General features: G+C 41.2%; 18 protein-coding genes and 1 riboswitch. Of the genes, 10 read left to right on the top strand and 8 right to left on the bottom strand.

Annotated features, from left to right (window positions below):
* The first annotated feature begins 91 nt into the window (after positions 1-91).
* The 3 genes from liaF to HNR31_RS05730 are packed head-to-tail and all read left to right on the top strand — an operon-like array spanning position 92 to position 2,486.
* Positions 92-823 carry a cell wall-active antibiotics response protein LiaF gene (gene liaF, locus HNR31_RS05720; protein ID WP_181555310.1) on the top strand — a complete coding sequence of 244 codons (732 nt, stop codon included), beginning with the start codon at positions 92-94 and terminating at the stop codon, positions 821-823.
* Positions 820-1,857 carry a sensor histidine kinase gene (locus HNR31_RS05725; protein ID WP_181555311.1) on the top strand — a complete coding sequence of 346 codons (1,038 nt, stop codon included), beginning with the start codon at positions 820-822 and terminating at the stop codon, positions 1,855-1,857. The genes liaF and HNR31_RS05725 overlap by 4 nt, the downstream gene beginning before the upstream one ends.
* Positions 1,854-2,486: a response regulator transcription factor gene (locus HNR31_RS05730; RefSeq protein ID WP_181555312.1), complete on the top strand. Its 633-nt coding sequence runs from the start codon at positions 1,854-1,856 to the stop codon at positions 2,484-2,486. Before HNR31_RS05725 ends, HNR31_RS05730 begins: the two co-directional genes overlap by 4 nt.
* Before the next feature lie 43 nt (positions 2,487-2,529).
* Here the strand turns inward: HNR31_RS05730 and alaP are convergent, their stop codons facing one another.
* Positions 2,530-3,930 carry an alanine permease AlaP gene (gene alaP, locus HNR31_RS05735; protein WP_181555313.1) on the bottom strand — a complete coding sequence of 467 codons (1,401 nt, stop codon included), beginning with the start codon at positions 3,928-3,930 and terminating at the stop codon, positions 2,530-2,532.
* 701 nt (positions 3,931-4,631) lie between these two features.
* On the opposite strand from alaP, the gene HNR31_RS05740 reads away from it, so the two are divergent.
* The 7 genes from HNR31_RS05740 (at position 4,632) to HNR31_RS05770 (ending at position 11,774) form a co-directional block, all read left to right on the top strand.
* The gene (locus HNR31_RS05740) at positions 4,632-5,345 is read left to right on the top strand and encodes a TrmH family RNA methyltransferase (protein ID WP_181555314.1); all 714 of its coding nucleotides are present in this window, start codon (positions 4,632-4,634) and stop codon (positions 5,343-5,345) included.
* 257 nt (positions 5,346-5,602) lie between these two features.
* A complete protein-coding gene (gene qoxA / locus HNR31_RS05745; RefSeq protein ID WP_181555315.1) occupies positions 5,603-6,493 on the top strand; it encodes a cytochrome aa3 quinol oxidase subunit II in 891 nt (296 codons plus the stop codon).
* A gap of 115 nt (positions 6,494-6,608) precedes the next feature.
* A complete protein-coding gene (gene qoxB, locus HNR31_RS05750) occupies positions 6,609-8,555 on the top strand; it encodes a cytochrome aa3 quinol oxidase subunit I (protein WP_181555316.1) in 1,947 nt (648 codons plus the stop codon).
* A 2-nt stretch (positions 8,556-8,557) separates the two neighbouring features.
* Positions 8,558-9,172, top strand: a complete 615-nt coding sequence (gene qoxC / locus HNR31_RS05755; RefSeq protein ID WP_181555317.1) for a cytochrome aa3 quinol oxidase subunit III — start codon at positions 8,558-8,560, stop codon at positions 9,170-9,172.
* A gap of 1 nt (position 9,173) precedes the next feature.
* A complete protein-coding gene (gene qoxD, locus HNR31_RS05760) occupies positions 9,174-9,473 on the top strand; it encodes a cytochrome aa3 quinol oxidase subunit IV (RefSeq protein WP_181555318.1) in 300 nt (99 codons plus the stop codon).
* 96 nt (positions 9,474-9,569) lie between these two features.
* Positions 9,570-9,677: riboswitch (SAM riboswitch) on the top strand.
* Positions 9,678-9,748: 71 nt separating this feature from the next.
* Positions 9,749-10,810 (top strand): LLM class flavin-dependent oxidoreductase, encoded by a 1,062-nt coding sequence (locus HNR31_RS05765; protein ID WP_181555319.1) that lies wholly within the window; start codon positions 9,749-9,751, stop codon positions 10,808-10,810.
* Between the two features lies 1 nt (position 10,811).
* Positions 10,812-11,774 (top strand): ATP-grasp domain-containing protein, encoded by a 963-nt coding sequence (locus HNR31_RS05770; protein ID WP_181555320.1) that lies wholly within the window; start codon positions 10,812-10,814, stop codon positions 11,772-11,774.
* A 43-nt stretch (positions 11,775-11,817) separates the two neighbouring features.
* Here HNR31_RS05770 and HNR31_RS05775 read toward each other — a convergent pair whose 3' ends face one another.
* The 7 genes from HNR31_RS05775 to HNR31_RS05805 form a co-directional block, all read right to left on the bottom strand.
* Positions 11,818-12,540, bottom strand: a complete 723-nt coding sequence (locus tag HNR31_RS05775) for an amino acid ABC transporter ATP-binding protein (RefSeq protein ID WP_181555321.1) — start codon at positions 12,538-12,540, stop codon at positions 11,818-11,820.
* Positions 12,537-13,193 carry an amino acid ABC transporter permease gene (locus HNR31_RS05780; protein ID WP_181555322.1) on the bottom strand — a complete coding sequence of 219 codons (657 nt, stop codon included), beginning with the start codon at positions 13,191-13,193 and terminating at the stop codon, positions 12,537-12,539. The genes HNR31_RS05775 and HNR31_RS05780 overlap by 4 nt, the downstream gene beginning before the upstream one ends.
* Before the next feature lie 68 nt (positions 13,194-13,261).
* A complete protein-coding gene (locus HNR31_RS05785) occupies positions 13,262-14,074 on the bottom strand; it encodes a basic amino acid ABC transporter substrate-binding protein (RefSeq protein WP_181555323.1) in 813 nt (270 codons plus the stop codon).
* A 910-nt stretch (positions 14,075-14,984) separates the two neighbouring features.
* Positions 14,985-15,836, bottom strand: a complete 852-nt coding sequence (locus HNR31_RS05790; protein ID WP_181555525.1) for a carbon-nitrogen hydrolase family protein — start codon at positions 15,834-15,836, stop codon at positions 14,985-14,987.
* A gap of 405 nt (positions 15,837-16,241) precedes the next feature.
* Positions 16,242-17,057 carry a pyridoxine/pyridoxal/pyridoxamine kinase gene (gene pdxK, locus HNR31_RS05795; RefSeq protein ID WP_181555324.1) on the bottom strand — a complete coding sequence of 272 codons (816 nt, stop codon included), beginning with the start codon at positions 17,055-17,057 and terminating at the stop codon, positions 16,242-16,244.
* 119 nt (positions 17,058-17,176) lie between these two features.
* A complete protein-coding gene (gene ald, locus HNR31_RS05800; protein WP_181555325.1) occupies positions 17,177-18,310 on the bottom strand; it encodes an alanine dehydrogenase in 1,134 nt (377 codons plus the stop codon).
* A gap of 114 nt (positions 18,311-18,424) precedes the next feature.
* Positions 18,425-19,663: a PucR family transcriptional regulator gene (locus HNR31_RS05805; protein ID WP_181555326.1), complete on the bottom strand. Its 1,239-nt coding sequence runs from the start codon at positions 19,661-19,663 to the stop codon at positions 18,425-18,427.
* Positions 19,664-19,754 lie beyond the last annotated feature (91 nt).

Consider the following 19,754-nt stretch of genomic DNA (forward strand, 5'->3'; position numbering starts at 1 on the left):
TGAAAACGTGGTATTCTAAAAGGGCGTAGATCTTTGCGCCTTTTTTCTTCTAGAGGAAAAAATCATCCAATCGGAGGAGGGAGGAAATGTTATGCTTCGTAATCAAAGAACAGATTGGGTTAGCTGGGCGATCCTCATCGCCATTACACTCTTTCTAGCCGAATTGCTATTGTTTCATGGAGGAGCTATTTTCTTCCTGATGATAACGGTTGGATGTATGTATATAGGGCGAAAACGGATGCCAAAGATGTCGGGAACCGCCCTTTTTTGGTTTGGACTCATTAGTTTTGTGATTTGCTTATTTCATATGGTAACGTTTCGATTGTTTTTGTTTCTGTTTTTTGTATATATAGTTATTCAGTTTGCCCAATCAAAGCGAACTCCTATACGGATTCAACCGATTATTCAAGAACAAAGCAGCCAAACAGAAGAAGCTCTTTTCCAGCGAACACCGTTGTTGCAAAATACTTTTTTTGGTAGTCAAAAAACGCCAGAACATGTATATGAATGGAATGATATCGACATTCAAGTGGGGATTGGTGATACGATCATTGATTTAAGTTATACTGTTCTCCCTAAAGGAGAAGCTGTTGTTGTCATTCGGCATTTAATTGGAAATATCCAAATTCTCGTACCTTATGAAGTAGAAGTTAGTATTCATCATTCTGTTATCATTGGTTCACTTTCTGTGTTTCAACGCAGTGAGACAAAGTTATTCAACGAGACACTGCATTTCCAAACAGCGGGGTATGATAAGGCAGAGCGAAAAGTCAAAATCCTCACCTCGATGATCGCGGGAGCTTTAGAGGTGAAACGTATATGAATATGTTGAAGAGACAGATTTTGATAGGAATGGGCTTTTCGCTTCTTTTGTGTATTGTCGCGATAGCGGCTGTTTTTATGACATATCCATTGCCGCACTGGTCTTTATTATGGGAACGAGAAATGATGGATGTCCCGTTTATCGTTTTTTTGTTTGGGATGAGTCTCATCATTGGAGCGACGTTTGGTATCGTTTCCGGTCTTTTTTGGCAAAAACAATGGCGGGCGTTAACCGATGCATTGCGTCAGCTTGAACAAGGACAGCCAATTGAAAGGAAGGAGACGCTACGGTTAAAAGAGTTAGAGGCAATGATGATGCGCATTGAAAAGATTCAAAAGCATATGGCGGAACAGGTCAAATTGTCTCAACGACTTGCCAATGAAAAAGCGGAAGATCAGGAAAAACGCATTCAAGAGCTTGTCTCGCAAGAGCGTCACCGATTAGCGCGAGAGCTTCATGATTCAGTTAGCCAGCAATTGTTTGCTGCTTCTATGCTCATCTCGGCGATAAATGAGGCAAAGACGTTTTCAAATGAGAGAGAAGCCAAGCAATTCCAATTAGTAGAGGAAATGATTCATCAATCACAACTCGAAATGCGGGCCCTTTTACTTCACCTTCGTCCGGTTGCATTAAAAGGAAAGTCGCTCCAAGAAGGCATTCAAGAGCTTTTAATGGAATTACAACAAAAAGTTCCAATGAAAATACAATGGAAAGTGGAACCGATCCCACTGGATAAAGGAGTGGAAGACCATCTATTTCGTATTTTGCAAGAATCGGTATCCAATACACTTCGTCATGCGAAAGCAACGACATTGGAAGTACTGTTAATTCAGAGGGACAATCTTGTCATTTTGCGCGTATCCGATGATGGAATTGGTTTTAACGTCGAAGAAACGAAAACAGGGTCGTACGGCTTACAAAACATGCATGAACGGGCCGTGGAAATCGGCGGCACGTTACAAATTGTGAGCGTGCCGAATCAAGGAACGCGATTAGAAGTGAGAGTGCCAGTAGTAGGGGGTGACATAGAATGATTCGAGTATTATTTGCGGATGATCATGAAATGGTGCGAATCGGTGTTTCAGCATTTTTATCTTCGCAACAAGACATTGAAGTCGTTGGAGAAGCGGATAACGGAAAAAAAGCGGTGGAACTAGCTTTACAGTTGCGCCCTGATATTATTTTAATGGATTTAGTGATGCCGGAGATGGATGGGATTGAGGCTACAAAGCAGATTATCGCACAATGGCCCGAAGCAAAAATTATCATTGTCACAAGCTTTCTTGACGATGAAAAAGTGTATCCAGCACTCGAAGCGGGTGCGACAAGTTATATGTTAAAAACATCGAAAGCGCACGAAATCGCTGACGCTATTCGCGCCACCTTTTATGGACAATCTGTATTAGAGCCAGAAGTCACGAACAAAATGATGGTAAAAATGCGCCAAAAACAGACGCGCCTTCCCCATGAAGAGTTAACGAACCGGGAAATGGAGATTTTGCTTTTAATGGCACAAGGAAAAACGAACCAAGAGATTGCTGATGAACTATTTATAGCGTTAAAAACAGTCAAAGTCCATGTGAGCAATATATTAAGCAAACTTGGAGTACAAGATCGGACGCAAGCGGTCATTTATGCCTTTAAACATTCACTAGTAAAATAACATCCCCCTTTGACGTGTAGTGAAAGGGGGATGGTTTGTTTCGTTAGCTCACTTGTTTTTGTTCGGAAGCGCTAGTTTTATTTTTTTTATGCAATCCTTTGCCATAGTAGAAGGCGATTAAAATGGCATACCAAGCTGGTCCGACAATGAGTGCGATTCTTGTATCAGGAAAGTATGCCATGAGGCCGATGACGCCGATTAAAAACGCAAGTGCTATATAGGAGCTGTAAGGGAAGAGCGGCATTTTATATGTTAGTTGTTTTTGTTTTTCAGCACTTAAGCGCTTACGGAAGCGAAGTTGTGACAACAAAATGATCGCCCACGTCCATACTGCTCCAAATGTAGCAATGCTAGTCACCCATGCGAATACTTCGTCAGGAACAATGTAGTTTAAGCAAACGCCGATTAATAATGCTGCTGCGGAAATTAATACAGCTATACCAGGTATGCCGCCTTTGGTTAATTGGGAGCATCGTTGTGGCGCTTCACCTTGCTGGGCCAAGTTAAATAACATGCGACCCGTACTGAAAATTCCGCTATTGCAGGAAGACAAAGCGGCGGTTAAGACAACGAAGTTAATAATTCCCGCAGCGGATGGTATGCCGATTTTTTCAAATGTTAATACAAACGGGCTTCCCTTTTGTCCAATTTCATTCCAAGGATAAATAGACATAATAACGAACAAGGCACCGACATAGAAAATCAAAATGCGCCAAAATACTGAGTCAATGGCACGAGTCAACGATTTTTTCGGGTTTTTTACCTCTCCAGCTGTAACACCAATCATTTCAATCCCTAAATAAGCAAACATCACCATTTGTAGAGACATTAACACACCGGTGATTCCATGTGCGAAAAAGCCGCCATGTTTCCAAAGATTGCTGATTCCGGTCGCTACACCTCCGTTGCCAAAACCAAAGATGATCATACCAAGACCAACCAAAATCATAAACACAATCGTGACAATTTTAATAAGTGCGAACCAGAATTCTAACTCTCCATATGCTTTTACAGCAAGAAAATTCACCGTTGTCATGATGACGAGAGCTGCTAATGCCCAAATCCATTGCGGAGTATCCGGGAACCAATATTGCATGTAAACCCCAACCGCTGTAATTTCCGCCATACAAGTAACAACCCATAAAAACCAATAATTCCAACCAGTTAAATAACCAGCAAGAGGGCCTAAATAATCCCGCGCATAGCGGCTAAATGAGCCAGCAACGGGATTTTCGATTGCCATTTCACCTAAAGCACGCATAATAAAGAACATGATAAGACCGCCAACTGCATATGCTATTAAAATCGCTGGCCCTGCTAGTTTAATAGCAGACGCAGAGCCAAGAAATAATCCAACTCCAATCGCTGCACCGAGGGACATAAGAGTAATATGTCTTTCTTCTAATCCTCGATGTAGTTCTTTGCCAGGAGTAGAGTTTGGCATATGGTTTCCTCCCATCAAGACTATTTTAATTTTAGAAAATAAATAAATCATTTTGATATATTTGTAAAGCGCTTACATTCCAAAAACTTAATTTTAATATATACAAAATAAATATGTTTGTAAATAAATTTAGTTAGGTAAATTTTTTCAATTGAGACCATATTACAATAATTTTTACATTTGCTAATAAAAAATATATGGCAGCATGCATAGGATGACATCATTTCTGTGTAAAGCAGGGAAGCATTGGTTATGCATTTGGTAATTGCTATTGACTATGAAAAATAGTACGGTTTTGCTGAGTGATTAGGATTGAAACATTAAAGCAAGAAGTATAGGGTCTTCTTGAATGCGTCGTATTTACGCCGTTGTTGCCGAGCAATTTTTGAATTCATTCAAGGGCATCACGGACTTTGGTCGTTGAGCAAAATGCTTTCCAAGTGCTGCACAAATCGCCCCATCTCGGCTACGTTATTCAAACCGTTGAAACCCTCATGTTCGTCCTCAGAAAAGATGTACTTGTCGACGAGCAACGTACGTGAGAGGGATTGGATGTAATGATTGAAGGACTCCAAAGAAAAGAAGGAAGTTCTCTCTTTTTTGCTTGGATATCACCAGAAGTGAGTCATTTGCCCACCCTCCTGAAATTTTGTACAATGGAATTCGCTCTAGGCAAATATGATGGAACGAAGGAGGTTGCAATGAACGAACAAGAGGCAAAAACGTTCATTGAACAGTTGCAGCACGAAGGACTATTAACGGAAGAAAATCGCCCAATTTGGGAAATGATTGTTCCAGAGCGTTTGAAACGGATGTATGATGTGTTGAATCAACGCACTCGTTATATTACCGTGTTAACAGAGGCGGTAGATGATCCGCACAATCAAGCAGCGGTATTGCGCACGGCGGAGGCGTTTGGATTGCAAGATGTGTATGTCGTCACAGGGCAGGCGCCGTTTCAGCCGAATCCGTTTGTGACGCGACATGCCGACAAGTGGCTGACGCTTCATCAAAAGCGGGATATTGTGACTGCTATTAAGGAGTTGCAAGCGAATGGATATCAAGTGTTAGCGAGTTATCTAGGAGAAGGAACGGTTCCGCTTCACGACATCGATCTGTCGCGACCTACCGCACTCTTATTTGGGAATGAGCACCGCGGTGTTTCGGAAGAGGCGGTTCATTTGTCGGATGGAACCTTTATCATTCCGATGTACGGCTTTGTGCAAAGTTTTAATATATCGGTTGCGGCGGCTCTTACGTTGTACGATGTCACCGAGCGGGCGCGCAAGCAAGCAGGTGAAACGTATTATTTAACATTCGCTGAGAAAAAAGAGCTTTATGAAAAATGGATGTGGCAAACGCTTCAGCCGCGCATTCGAAAAATGATGGAAGAACGTCTTGGACGATCCTATTGATCTTCTCATGTTGCGATGAGAAGGTCAATTTTTTTATTTGAGTTGTTTCTTGGTATGATTGTATGTTTTATACATACAAATGAACATTTCATGAACAATTCGTGAACATATTGTGACAAATGTTTTTCCGAATTGTGAACTTTTTCTCAATCTGATTCCAAACATTTTTACTTTTGATATGTTAGAAAATATAATAATGGTTTGGATTCGTGTGTTAATGTTACTTCGTAAATGAGCATGAAGGAGGAAGCGCACCTATGCAGCAAGTGAAAAATAAGGTGTGGAAATGGTTTTCATTGCTTCCATTATCGTTACTATTGTTTCTAAGTGGATGCAGCGAAAACATGGTTGTTTTACATCCAAAAGGTCCTGTTGCCAAAAGTCAATATGAGTTAATTGTTTGGTCGTGTGGTTTTATGGCTTTCATTATTATTGTTGTTTTTGTGTTATTTACGATTGTTCTTATCCGTTATCGCGAAAAGCCAGAAAATGCTGATTATGAGCCGCCTGAAGAGGAAGGAAACACGTTATTGGAAATCGTGTGGACGGCTATTCCGATTTTAATTGTTACGGCGCTGGCGATTCCAACGGTGAAAACAACGTTTGCGCTTGAAAAGCCAACTCAAAAGGATGTAAAGCCGCTAACAATCCATGTGACGGCGGCAAACTGGAAATGGATTTTTAGTTACCCAGAACAAAACATCGAAACAGTGAACTATGTCAATATTCCAGAAGATGTTCCAGTAAAATTTAAGTTAACATCGGTCGGTCCAATGAACTCATTTTGGGTACCGGAGCTAGGTGGACAAAAGTATGCGATGGATAGCATGGAAACAGAGTTGATTCTTCAAGCTGATCATCCTGGCTCGTATATGGGGCGAAGTGCGAACTTCTCTGGTAAAGGCTTTACGCATATGGAATTTGAAGTCGTTGCACAAACAAAAGATGACTTTGAAAAATGGGTAAAAGAGGTACAACGGACGGCACCAAAGTTAAATAAGGGAAAATATGCGAATATTTTAAAGCCTGGACTTGTCGGTCGAATGACGTTTTCCAATACTCATCTTGAATGGATTGATCATGCGGAACAAAATAGTCATGATCATATGAGTATGAGCCTTGAAGAAGACGTATGCGAAACAAAATAGTCATCATATGAGTATGGGCCATGAAAAAGAGAAAGAACATCATGGTCATAGGCATTAATGGTTTTCAGTCGATTGCTATCCATTATAAGCAGCGTGTGGAAGGAGGAATGTGCGCATGAAGTGGAGCGAATTTTTCGTAACAGGCGAGCCGCTTATTTATGCCGCTGATGTCTCGATTGTACTGACAGCGATTGGAATTGTTTTCGTGCTTACGTATTTTAAAAAATGGAAATGGCTTTGGAATGAATGGTTAACAACTGTTGATCATAAAAAGATTGGTGTTATGTATATTATTTCCGCGGTATTGATGTTATTCCGCGGCGGTGTCGATGCGTTATTAATGCGCGCGCAACTAACAGTGCCAAATATGAAATTTCTCGATTCTCAGCATTATAACGAAATTTTCACAACCCATGGTACGATCATGATTATATTCATGGCGATGCCGTTTATTATTGGGTTAATGAATATTGTCGTGCCGCTACAAATTGGTGCACGAGATGTTGCTTATCCTTATTTAAATGCGTTAAGTTTCTGGTTATTTTTCGTTGGTGCGATGTTGTTCAATATTGCATTCGTTATTGGTGGTTCTCCGGATGCCGGATGGACATCTTACTTCCCGCTTGCCAGCAAAGAGTTTAGTCCGGGGGTAGGGAACAACTATTACGCGGTTGCCTTGCAAATTTCCGGTATTGGTACATTAATGACAGGGATTAACTTCTTAGTCACCATTTTAAAAATGCGTGCGCCAGGAATGACGTTAATGCGCATGCCAATGTTTACATGGACGATTTTAATTACATGTGTCATTATCATTTTTGCGTTCCCGGTGTTCACGGTTGCGTTAGCACTTATGACATTTGACCGTTTATTTGATACGCAATTCTTTACAATGGCAAATGGCGGTATGTCAATGCTTTGGGCGAACTTGTTCTGGATTTGGGGTCACCCTGAAGTATATATCGTCGTTTTACCAGCATTCGGGATTTTCTCTGAAGTTGTTAGTACGTTTGCGCGCAAACGTCTGTTTGGTTATAAAGCAATGGTATTTTCGATTGTAGGAATCGCCTTTTTAAGCTTTCTTGTATGGGTGCACCACTTCTTTACGATGGGCGCAGGAGCTGCGGTGAACTCGTTCTTCTCGATTACAACGATGGCGATTGCGATTCCGACAGGCGTAAAAATTTTCAACTGGCTATTTACGCTTCGGAAAGGGAAAATTCGCTTTACAACAGCCATGCTTTGGTCATTGGCGTTTATTCCGAACTTCGTCATCGGTGGAGTTACTGGGGTGATGCTGGCGATGGCGGCGGCGGATTATCAATATCATAACAGTTATTTCTTAATTGCCCATTTCCATTATGTATTAATTGCAGGTACGGTGTTCGCTTGTTTTGCCGGACTTCATTACTGGTATCCGAAAATGTTCGGTCATATTTTAAACGAGCGTTTAGGAAAATGGACGTTCTGGCTATTTATGATCGGCTTTAATATCTGCTTCTTCCCAATGTATTTCTTAGGATTAATGGGAATGACGCGACGCATGTATACCTATTCTGCGGGACTTGGTTGGACTCCGCTTAACGTTGTCGCGACAGTGGGCGCCGCTTTAATGGGCATTGGCTTTATTGTGTTATGCTATAACATTTATTACAGCGCGCGTTACGGCGAGCGCGACATGACAGGGGACCCATGGGATGGTCGTACGCTCGAATGGGCGACATCTTCACCAGTTGCACATTATAACTTTGCGATTATTCCAGAAGTCACTGATTTAGATGCATATTGGGTCATGAAAAAAACAGGAAAAGGTCTAGAAATCGACGAAGAGAAATTGAAACCGATTCATATGCCAAGCAATTCTGGTCGACCGTTCCTCATTTCGATTGCCTTTTTCTTTGCGGGATTCGGCCTTGTGTTTGAATGGTATACAATGGCGATTATTGCGACGATATTTATTATACTTGGTTTAATTCTTCGCTCGTTTGATGATGATGATGGTTACTACATTAGTGTGGATGAGATTAAACGCACCGAGCGTTTGGCACGGAAGGGGGCGTAACAATGGCAGAAGTTGCTCATCATTATGATGAAAAAATGCCGTTAGAATATCGGACAGAGGAAAGCCGCCTGAATATTTTAGGATTCTGGATTTTCCTTGGCGCAGAGGTCGCGCTCTTTGCGACCCTGTTTGCCACTTATCTCGTATTATTTCAACGCACAGGCCACGGTCCAACAGCTATGGAGCTGTTTAAAGTAAAAGAAGTAATGATTGAAACTCTTCTTCTGTTAACGAGCAGCTTCACTTGTGGGCTTGCAATTCATGAAATGCGCCGCAACCGTTTAAAAGGATTGCTGACGTGGCTGATTATCACCCTTCTTTTAGGAGCAGGGTTTATTACGTTTGAAATTAGAGAGTTTATTGATTACGTCCATGAAGGCGCGACGATTCAGACGAGCGCATTTCTTTCGAGCTTTTTCGTGCTTGTCGGTACGCACGGGGCGCACGTGAGTCTTGGAATTGGTTGGATGATTTTAATTATTATTCAACTTCTCCAACGTGGTTTTACGCCGCGAACAGCGCGAAAAGTGTTCATTGTTAGTTTGTATTGGCATTTCCTTGACGTTGTATGGATTTTCATCTTTACGCTAGTTTACTTGACAGGGATGGTGATATAAGATGGCAACGAACGATCACCATGAAACATTTCCTTGGAAACATGTTATTGGATTCGTTTTATCCCTTGTGTTAACGTTCGCGGCATTATGGGTCGTATTGTCATCGGGATTAGCGACGAAATTGATTATTGGCATTATTGTGATACTGGCAATGTTGCAAGCGAGTTTGCAGTTGTTTATGTTTATGCATATGACAGAAAGTGATAGCGGGAAAATCCAAACGATTAACATGGCATATGCCTTTTTTATCGCGATTGTTATTGTGATTGGTTCAATTTGGGTAATGTGGTTTGTAGTGTAATAATAAAGCTGGTTTTCCATTTTAGGAAAGCCAGCTTTAAATATATTGACTCAAAACATAGTTTTGTGGTAGGATTACTGTAATTTAATAGGGAAAGTCTTATCAAGAGAGGCAGAGGGAATGGCCCTATGAAGCCCAGCAACCGCTGACATTGGTCAGAAAGGTGCTAATTCCAGCAGAACCGTTTGTTCTGAAAGATAAGATGAAGCGATGAACAAACTTCTTCTTATCGAAGAAGTTTTTATTTTTATAGAGTAGTAGAGGGGGAGAGTAAAATGAGATACGGTTTTTGGATGCCTATTTTCGGCGGATGGTTGCGAAACGTCGAAAATGAGCAAATGCCAGCGACATTTGAATATGCGAAAAAAGTCATTCAAGCAGCGGAAACATGGGGTTATAGTACGACGTTGATTGCCGAGTTATACTTAAATGATATTAAAGGTCCTGAACATGATTCACTCGAAGCATGGTCAACGGCTGCGGCATTAGCAGCGGTAACGGAAAAAATTGAAATTATGACAGCAGTACGACCGGGATTTCATAATCCGGCAGTGACGGCGAAAATGGCTGCGAATATTGATCATATTAGCAATGGACGATTTACGCTAAACGTTGTGTCTGCTTGGTGGGAAGAAGAAGCACGCCAATATGGGGGCATTTTTACGGCGCATGATGAGCGTTATGATCGTACAGAAGAGTTTGTTCAAGTGTTAAAAGGGATGTGGACAGAAGAGGTATTCCATTTCCGCGGGAAATTTTATGAGGTGCAAAATGCTCATTTGGCGCCAAAGCCGGTTCAAAAACCATATCCCATTTTGTATGCCGGCGGTGAAAGTGAGCGAGGCAAGCAGGCGATTGTTGAGCATTGTGACGCATATGTTATGCATGGAGGGACAGTGGAGGAAATTGCAAAAAAGATTGCCGATATGAAAAAGAGACGTGCGGATGCAGGAAAAGCGCCGTTCCGGTCATTTGGAATGGCTGCATTCGTCATTTGCCGCGACAGCGAAGAGGAGGCTCTCGCCGAATTAGAGCGCATTACTGATGTGAAACAATCAAGCGGTTATGCGGGATACAACGATTTTGTCAGCAAATCGCAGCTTGAATTGCAAGTGAAACTACAAGATTACTCTGTATCTAACCGCGGGTTGCGCCCGAATTTCGTCGGAACGCCAGAACAAATTGCCGAGCGCATTTTAGCTTATGAAGAAGCGGGAGTTGATTTATTGCTTTTACAATTCTCTCCGCAGCTAGAGGAGATGGAGCGGTTCGCAAAGCAAGTGATGCCTTTAGTAGAGGAACGGAGACAATTATCGGCAATCAAAGGAGGAAAATAAGATGAGTAAGATTTATATTATCCATGAAAACCGCGAATGGACAATTCATTTAACGAGACGATTGGAAGAATTAGATTTGCCTTATGAAGAATGGTTTTTAGATGAAGGAATTGTTGATTTATCAGTTATACCGCCAGAGGGAGTATTTTATAGCCGAATGAGCGCTTCTTCGCATACGCGGGATCACCGTTTTGCACCTGAACTGACGGAAGCTGTGCTTTCTTGGCTTGAACGACATGGGCGCAGAGTGCTGAACGGAAGCCGGGCGTTGCGGTTAGAGGTAAGTAAAGTAAATCAATATATGGCGTTGAATGTTCATGGGATTCGAACGCCGAAGACGATTGCCGCTGTTGGCAAGAAACAAATTATTGAAGCAGCAAAACAACTTGGTTCTGCTTCATTTATTACAAAGCACAACCGTGCTGGAAAAGGACTTGGGGTGCAATTGTTCCACTCGGTTGAGGCGTTACAACAATATGTAGAAAGCACTGCATTTGAAGATTCTGTTGATGGAATTACGCTCGTTCAGGAATACATCCAAGCTCCTGAGCCGTTTATTACTCGCTGTGAGTTTGTCGGCGGGAAATTTGTCTATGCCGTAAGAGTAGATACATCAGAAGGGTTTGAACTTTGCCCAGCCGATGCGTGCCAAATTGGCGATTTATTTTGTCCGGTTGGAGAAACAGCGGCTCGTCCAAAATTTGAAATTATCGACGATTTTTCAGACCCGATCATTGAAAAATATGAGCAGTTTTTGCGCGCGAATGATATTCATATTGCTGGCATTGAGTTTATTCGCGATCGAAACGGTGACATTTTTACTTATGACGTGAACACCAATACGAACTATAACTCGGAAGCCGAAGCACGTGCCGGGAAGTTCGGTATGCTTGAAGTGGCGAAGTTTTTAGGAGAGGAATTGAAACAGTTGTCGTCATCTGTCACTTACAGATTAACAAATTAAGAGTGAAAAAGCCCTTTTCTATAAAAAGGGCTTTTACTTTTTATTACAATACTTTTGACAGAAACGATTTTGTCCGTTCGTGTTTTGGATTGTCGAAAATTTCACTTGGTGTCCCTTCTTCAACGATGTAGCCGCCGTCCATAAAAATGACACGGTCACCGACTTCGCGAGCAAAGCCCATTTCATGTGTTACAACGACCATTGTCATTCCTTCGTTCGCCAGTTGTTTCATGACGGCTAACACTTCGCCGACCATTTCTGGGTCCAAGGCCGAAGTCGGTTCGTCAAATAACATCACTTTCGGCTCCATTGCCAGTGCTCGGGCGATGGCGACACGTTGTGCTTGTCCGCCGGATAGCGAGTCAGGGTAGATGTTGGCTTTATCTTGAAGACCAACCTTTTTTAGCAGCTCCATGGCTTTTTCTTTTGCTTTTTCGATCGGCCACTTTCGTACTTTTACGGGAGCTAATGTAATGTTATCAAGTACAGTCATGTGTGGAAATAAGTTAAAGCGCTGAAATACCATTCCTACTTCTTCACGTACTTTATTAATGTCGGTATTTTTGTCTTTTAAATGAAATCCATTGATAATAATGTCTCCATCATCGAAATCTTCAAGAAGGTTTAAGCAGCGCAAAAATGTTGATTTCCCTGAGCCGGATGGTCCGATAATAACAACCATTTCTCGTTCCTGAATATGGGCATCAATTCCTTTTAACACTTGCAAATCGCCGAATGATTTTTTTAAATTCGTAACTTTAATCATTGGTTCGAATACTTCCTTTCCAAATAGTGTAGTAGTTTACTGAGGGAAAGGGTAAGAAGTAAATAAATGAATGCGACTGTTAAATACGGTTCCCAAACGCGATAATATTGTCCTTGTGCCGCTTTTCCCCAATACATAAGCTCGGGAGCAGCAATGACCGCACCGAGAGAAGAATCTTTAATTAATACGATAAATTCGTTTGTAAATGGCGGAATCATTCGCTTTAACGCTTGTGGTAAAATGACATAGCGCATTGCTTGAGTGTGGGTCATTCCAAGCGAACGGGCCGCTTCCATTTGCCCTTTATCAATCGATTGAATTCCTGCGCGGAAAATTTCCGCAACATAAGCGGCAGAGTTTAATGATAAAGATACAGCCAGTGAAACAGTTGCACTCGGTTGGCTAAATAGAAGAGGCATTAACCCGAGGTGAACGAGTAACATTTGTACCAATAGAGGGGTTCCTCGGAAAAAGTTAATATACCATTCAAGCGGCAGGCGGACGAACCGCTTTGTTGACATTTTGCCAAGCCCGATCGCAAGTCCGAGAATAGAGCCCGCAATAATGGCAATGATAGATAAACCGATCGTTAATAAAACGCCTTGCAGGAAAAATGGGGCGTATTCTTTTATAATGTCAAAACGAAAGTCCATTCTCCTCACCTTTCTTATAAAAATTGCGTAACTAGCGATTGATAGTTACGCAATTTTTCACATGTATGTTATTGCTGTTTGGTTAAGTTATCTACGTTTGGTTCATGACCAAACCATTTCTTGTAAATTTCTGCGTATTTGCCACTGTCGATCACTTTTTTAATTGCTTCGTCAATTTTCGGTTTTAATTCGCTTCCTTTTGGGAACATGAGTCCATAAAATTCAGATTCAAAGTTCGTTGGGTCTTCAATGGTTTTTAATTTTTTATCAGGATTGTTTTTTACATATTCGTTCGCTACCGCGTTGTCTGTGACAACTGCTTCTACGCCCCCGTTTAAAAGGTCCATAATGGCGACAACCGTATTTTCGAATTTTTTAATATTTTTATTTTCTTTACCAAGCAATTTTTCAACAGCAGCTTGTCCGGTTGTTCCGTTTTGCACGCCAACGACTTTTCCTTTTAAATCAAGCGCGTTTTTGATAGGGCTGTCTTCTTTCACAAGAATCATATGAGTAGATTCAAAGTAAGGAACGGAGAAATCATACGTTTGTTTTCGATCATCGTTGATTGTAATACCGGAAATTGCTAAATTTACTTCTTTCCCTTGCTGCACTGCTGCGAATAAAGGATCCCAGCCGATATTTTTTAAGTCGTAGTCTAATCCAGCTTCTTTCATGACTGCATCTAATAAATCAACGTCAAAACCAACGATTTTTCCTTTATCCATATACTCAAACGGAGCGAATGAAGCATCTGTTCCAACAATAACTTTTTTCTTCGCATCCCCTGCTGAGGAAGTTGGTTCCGCTGATTTTCCGCATCCAGCTAATGCCATAAATAAAGAGAAAAAAACAGCAACAATGACACCTTTTTTTATCATTATAATCCCCCTTTGTTATACCCTTTGTTCATGGACGATTACATACTATCAGTATTTTTTATTTTATGCAATAGTATTTATAAAAATAATTATTTGAATATTTTGGAATAATTGATATATGCATATAAATCCTCTATTATATATTTATTTATAGCTATTATTTATATATGTATAGAACATTCAAAAAATAACAAATAATACATTTTTATAAAATAACGTAATTGAGGCAGAAGGTTATTAATTATATTAAATTAATTGGCGTTTAATGTTATTGCCTATTAAGCATCATGTTTTATAATAGTTGGAAAAATATAATTACTATTGCATAAATAATATTCTTTCGTTATGATGTCAATTTTGAAAAATAACAAGACAACAAAGGGTGAGGAGAATCTCTTGGTATTTGTTTCTGTGGCTATTTATATGATGGGGATGTTGTTTATTGATTATTGGACATATAAGTGTATGTCGAATCTTTCGGAGTTATATGCTCGGGAGAAGGACTTTAGGGTTTGCCGTGACAGGAGCTTCTGAGATGAGCGTTTGGCTGCTGGCCTGATTAGAGGTTTAAAGCATGCCACTAAAGTCATTCGTTTTCCACATTTCTATTGTATAAACCATCTATTTAGTCTTAATCATTCATCATCAAATGTTGATTGAATAGAAATATGTCTAGAGAGACCTCTTTTTCATCCTTTACTAGTGTTCCCATTGTTTTCTTAATCGAAATATCTTAAGAGTATTAAATTTATTAATATAACAACCCTTATATACCTTCATACAATGGTTATTATTTATTTATTTATTTAGATGTATGAAAAGAGGAATAAATGTTATTCCTTCCAGCTTGCCGGCAAAGTCGACAAGCTGGAATTTATATAAATAAATTAGGATGTTATTCTACAATCTTTTATTTCCAATCCGGATACAAGTCGGTACGGCGGTCGCGCCATGTCGTAACAGAGCCTTTTTCCCTCACTTTATATAAGAGGGACAAGTCTAAGTCGGCTGTGACGATCATGTCGTCGTTGATTTCTCCTTCGACTAAAATGCCGCGTGGCGGAAATGGGATGTCGTTCGGAGTAATGACTGCGGCTTGACCGAAGTTGGCGCGCATAAAATCAACAGTTGGTAGCGAACCGACGGTACCTGTCGTGACAACATACACTTGATTTTCGACGGCACGGGCATGACAGCAATACCGTACGCGATGGAAGCCATGGCGATCGTCGGTACAAGATGGGCAGAAGATGACGTCAGCTCCTTTGGCACGTACGATTCTGACTACTTCAGGAAATTCAATATCATAACATGTGAGTAAAGCGATTGTTCCTTTTTCTGTTTCAAACACATTGATGCTTTCCCCTGGCGTAATTCCCCATTCTTTAACTTCTGTTGGCGTAATATGCAGCTTTGCTTGTTGGTGAATGAGTCCGTCAGGTGTAAACAAATGAGCGACGTTGTACAGTTTTCCATCTTTGCGAATGACATGCGTTCCACCGATGAGGTACATGCCGGTTTGCTTCGCTAGCGAGGTAAATAGCTCGTAATATGGTTCCGTATAATTCGGCAAGTCGTCGATTGTCGGTGCTTGGTTCTTTTTCGTTGGAATGGATAACAATTGAGTTGTTATAAATTCAGGAAAAAGGACAAATTCGGTCTCGAACTCTTGTGCTGTTTTCACGTAATGGGTAACTTGGTCAACAAACTCTTGGTAAGAATGAATCGTATGAAGGTGATATTGAACGGCTGACACACGCAATGGTTTCACACTTCCTTTTTCAAGTTATTTATGTAGAACGTATATTATCATAAAATTAACTATTCGTCGCGTTTTTGGTTTGTTATTGTTTAGAAAAATAATGGATATCAAAGTTTTACAGCGGCAAAATCGGCGCCGGTCATTGTGCCGTTAAAAAATTAGCTCCAGCATGATTAACGGGAGCGTTTTTCTCTAAAGGCTCAATTCCCGTTAAGGATTGATTTCTCTCTTTTTGCGTTTTTACCAGAGAATGAAACGGAAAAATAATAATCATTACTGCACTACTATTGGAGATAGTCTGAAAAATTCTATCTTTTTAGGATTTTCGCTTTCAGTTAAAAAATTCCTCTCATAAATAAAATCATTTTCAATCAAAAACAATAAGGCAGAATGTATCATTCTGCCTTATTGTTCCTTATACAAACGGTAAGCGGCATGGTTCGTTGGCCCGACGTATTGGTTGAGCGGGAATGAATGGCGGATCGCTTCAGTAATGAACGCTTTGGCTGTAGCGATCGCTTCTTTGACAGGTTTCCCTTTTGCAAGTTCCGCTGTAATCGCAGCGGAGTACGTACAGCCTGCACCGTGAGTGTATGTTGTATCAATGCGGTCAGATTCAAGCAGCTCAAAAGTTTCGCCATCATATAAGACGTCGACAGCTTTTTCATGAGGGATTTTACTGCCGCCTTTGACAAGGACATATTTGGCGCCAAGTTCATGAATTTTCGCTGCCGCTTCTTTCATTTCGTCGATGCTTCGAATCGGTGCTTGTCCGCTCAATTGTGCAGCTTCAAATAAGTTTGGTGTCACAACAGTGGCTTTCGGTACGAGCACTTCGCGATAGCACACCGTATTTTCTGGGTGTAGAGCCTCATCCGCTCCTTTACATACCATGACAGGATCGACAACGACATTCGTCAAGTTATGCTTTTCGATTGTTTTTGCGGCTAGTTCGATAATATCGGTCGTTGGAAGCATGCCTGTTTTCATCGCATGGACGCCAACGCCGACAATAATCGTTTCAAGTTGCGCTTCAATGGTTGCCAGATCAATTGGAAACACTTGATGGAACCAGTTGTTATGCGGGTCCATCGCGACAATTGTCGTTAATGCGGTCATTCCGTATACGCCGCGTTCTTGAAACGTTTTTAAATCTGCCTGAATTCCTGCGCCACCGCTGCTGTCAGAGCCGGCGATCGTTAATGCTTTGTACATGGTCATCATGGATTCCCCCTAATTATATCAGTAATAAGTCCTATTCACTATTTTACACGACTTTACCATTTTACCAATATAAAAAAGCTGGCACTGCGAGAGTACGCAGCACCAGCGCGACAGGATTAATGAGTAGTCAACTGTTTTTCTAACGCCTGTTCGACTGGAACGTATTCGTAGCCGAGATCGCGAGCGACGGCTTCGTATGTGATTTCGCCGTTGACCACGTTTGCGCCGAGTTTTAATGCCGGATTGTCAGCGATTGCTTGATGAACGCCTTTGTTAGCGATTTGTAGCGCATATGGAATCGTTACGTTTGTTAACGCGATTGTCGATGTTCTTGGTACAGCTCCAGGCATGTTCGCCACAGCATAGTGAACGACGCCATGTTTGACGTAAGTTGGGTTGTCGTGAGTCGTGACATGATCGCTTGTTTCGACGATTCCGCCTTGGTCGATAGCGACGTCAACGATGACAGAACCTGGTTTCATTGCTTTGACCATATCTTCTGTTACAAGTTTTGGTGCTTTTGCTCCTGGGATTAAGACAGCGCCGATGACAAGATCAGACTCTGCTACCGCTTGAGCGATGTTCATTGGGTTAGACATTAATGTCGTAATTTGGTTACCGAAAATATCGTCTAATTCACGAAGACGGTCAGCACTCAAGTCGATGATCGTTACATCTGCCCCTAAACCGATTGCGACTTTCGCTGCGTTTGTTCCAACGACACCGCCGCCGATAATTGTTACTTTTCCGCGGCTTACTCCTGGAACACCGCCGAGGAGAATGCCTTTTCCGCCTTTTGGTTTTTCAAGGAATTGTGCACCGATTTGTGCTGCCATTCTTCCCGCTACTTCGCTCATTGGCGTAAGAAGTGGAAGAGTGCGGCCGACTTGTACTGTTTCATAAGCGATGGCAATGACGCCTTTCTCTTTTAACGCGCGAGTCAACTCTGGTTCCGCCGCAAGGTGTAAGTAAGTGAATAAAATTAATCCCGGACGGAAATAGTCGTATTCGCTTGGTAATGGCTCTTTTACTTTCATGACCATATCTGCTTGTGCCCATACGTCTGCGGCGTTGTCGATGATTTGCGCTCCAGCGCTTGTGTAATCTTCATTTGTGAAACCGCTTCCAACACCGGCATCTTTTTCAATAATAACTTGATGACCTGCATGAACGAAAGACATTACGCCTGCAGGAGTGATCGCTACACGATTTTCGTTATTTTTGATTTCCTTTGGTACACCAATAATCATTGGTTGAGTTCCTCCCTTGTATATGTCCTTACTTGCAGTATAAACGGTTTCACGCGTTTTTTCTTTGTTTAGAAGAAAAAAAGAAGCGGCCTCATTTTGTGGATTTCCACAAAATTAATGCAGCGCTTCGTATTTAGCAAGTTTAATATCAATGTAAAGTTTTACTTTTTGATTGATATCGTGTAAGTTGATTTCCCCAATTTCTGCGATGCGTTTGAGACGATAAGAAAGGGTATTAGCGTGAATATTCAACGCTTTTGCTGTTTCGTTCACGTTGCTGTCGTGGTCAAAAAAGACTTCAAATGTTTCCACGAGATTCGTATGATGCTTTTCGTCATACGCTTGTAATTTCAAGAGAGAGGAATTGATAAATTCACCTTGGCGTTTTTTCTCTAAAAGTAAGTCAAAAAATTGGTAAATGCCTAATTGTTGATAACTATAAATGGTGGAAGTTTGTTCCGGAAATTTTTCTTTTATCGCTAATACGGTTAGCGCTTCTTTATAGCTTTTTTCGATATGTTCATACGTTTCGTAAATACCACCAAAGCTGCTTTTGATACTGTTGACGTGAAAGCGCTCTTTCATCTTCGTCCCAAACGATATGATAAATTGATTGAGTTCATGCAATGGCTGTAAGGTCGATTTAGGAGCGGCCAGTAAAATAAAATCGTGACGGTCGACTGTGTAAAGGAGCACGTGAATTTGCTGTGTCGTTTGTAAAATGTACGAAATTTGTTTTTCAATGTCGTTTGTGATATCGCTGGCGAAACGAAAGATGAGTACGGAAAATAGCGGAGCAGTTGGAATTTGCATCATCGCAAAATTTTCCTTAATTTCTTCATTGGCGGTAATATGACCGGTCAATAGCTTCCAAAAAAATTCTTGCACCCGCTCTTCTCTTTTATTTTTGCGCATATACAGCTGCAATACTTTATTTTTCGCTGCTTTGGCCGCTTTTTTCAACAATTCCATATCGTCTTTTGACAACGTTCGGTCTGCCTCTAACGCCCAAATAAACCCGATGACTTCATTATTTTTCCAAATGGATACCGCAACGCGGTTGCCGAGGCCAACTTCCGAAATCGTTTCGACACGAACAGGCTCCATGCTGCTTAATAATGCGGGGATGACCCCTTTTTTCCATAGGCTATTAATTACTTTTTCTGGGACGCGGCGGCTAATGATCGTGGCGGTGCGTGCCGGATCAGTATAGTCATCGTGCGCGCTGTAGGCAATGAGTCTATGATTGGCATCTTCGATTGTAATCGGGCATTGTAATAAATCACTAATTCGATCGGCAAACTCTTCAAGGCTATCAAAATTCGCTTTGAACGGGTCATCCTGATACGTCACATCGTTCTCCTCACTTCCTAAATGGCGTTTGTGGAAATAAACAATCGATCATTTGCTTTTTTAATTGTAACAAAAAATGTGAGAGCCTTAC

Origin of the sequence: Thermaerobacillus caldiproteolyticus (assembly GCF_013761245.1) — a bacterium.
Lineage (GTDB): Bacteria > Bacillota > Bacilli > Bacillales > Anoxybacillaceae > Thermaerobacillus > Thermaerobacillus caldiproteolyticus.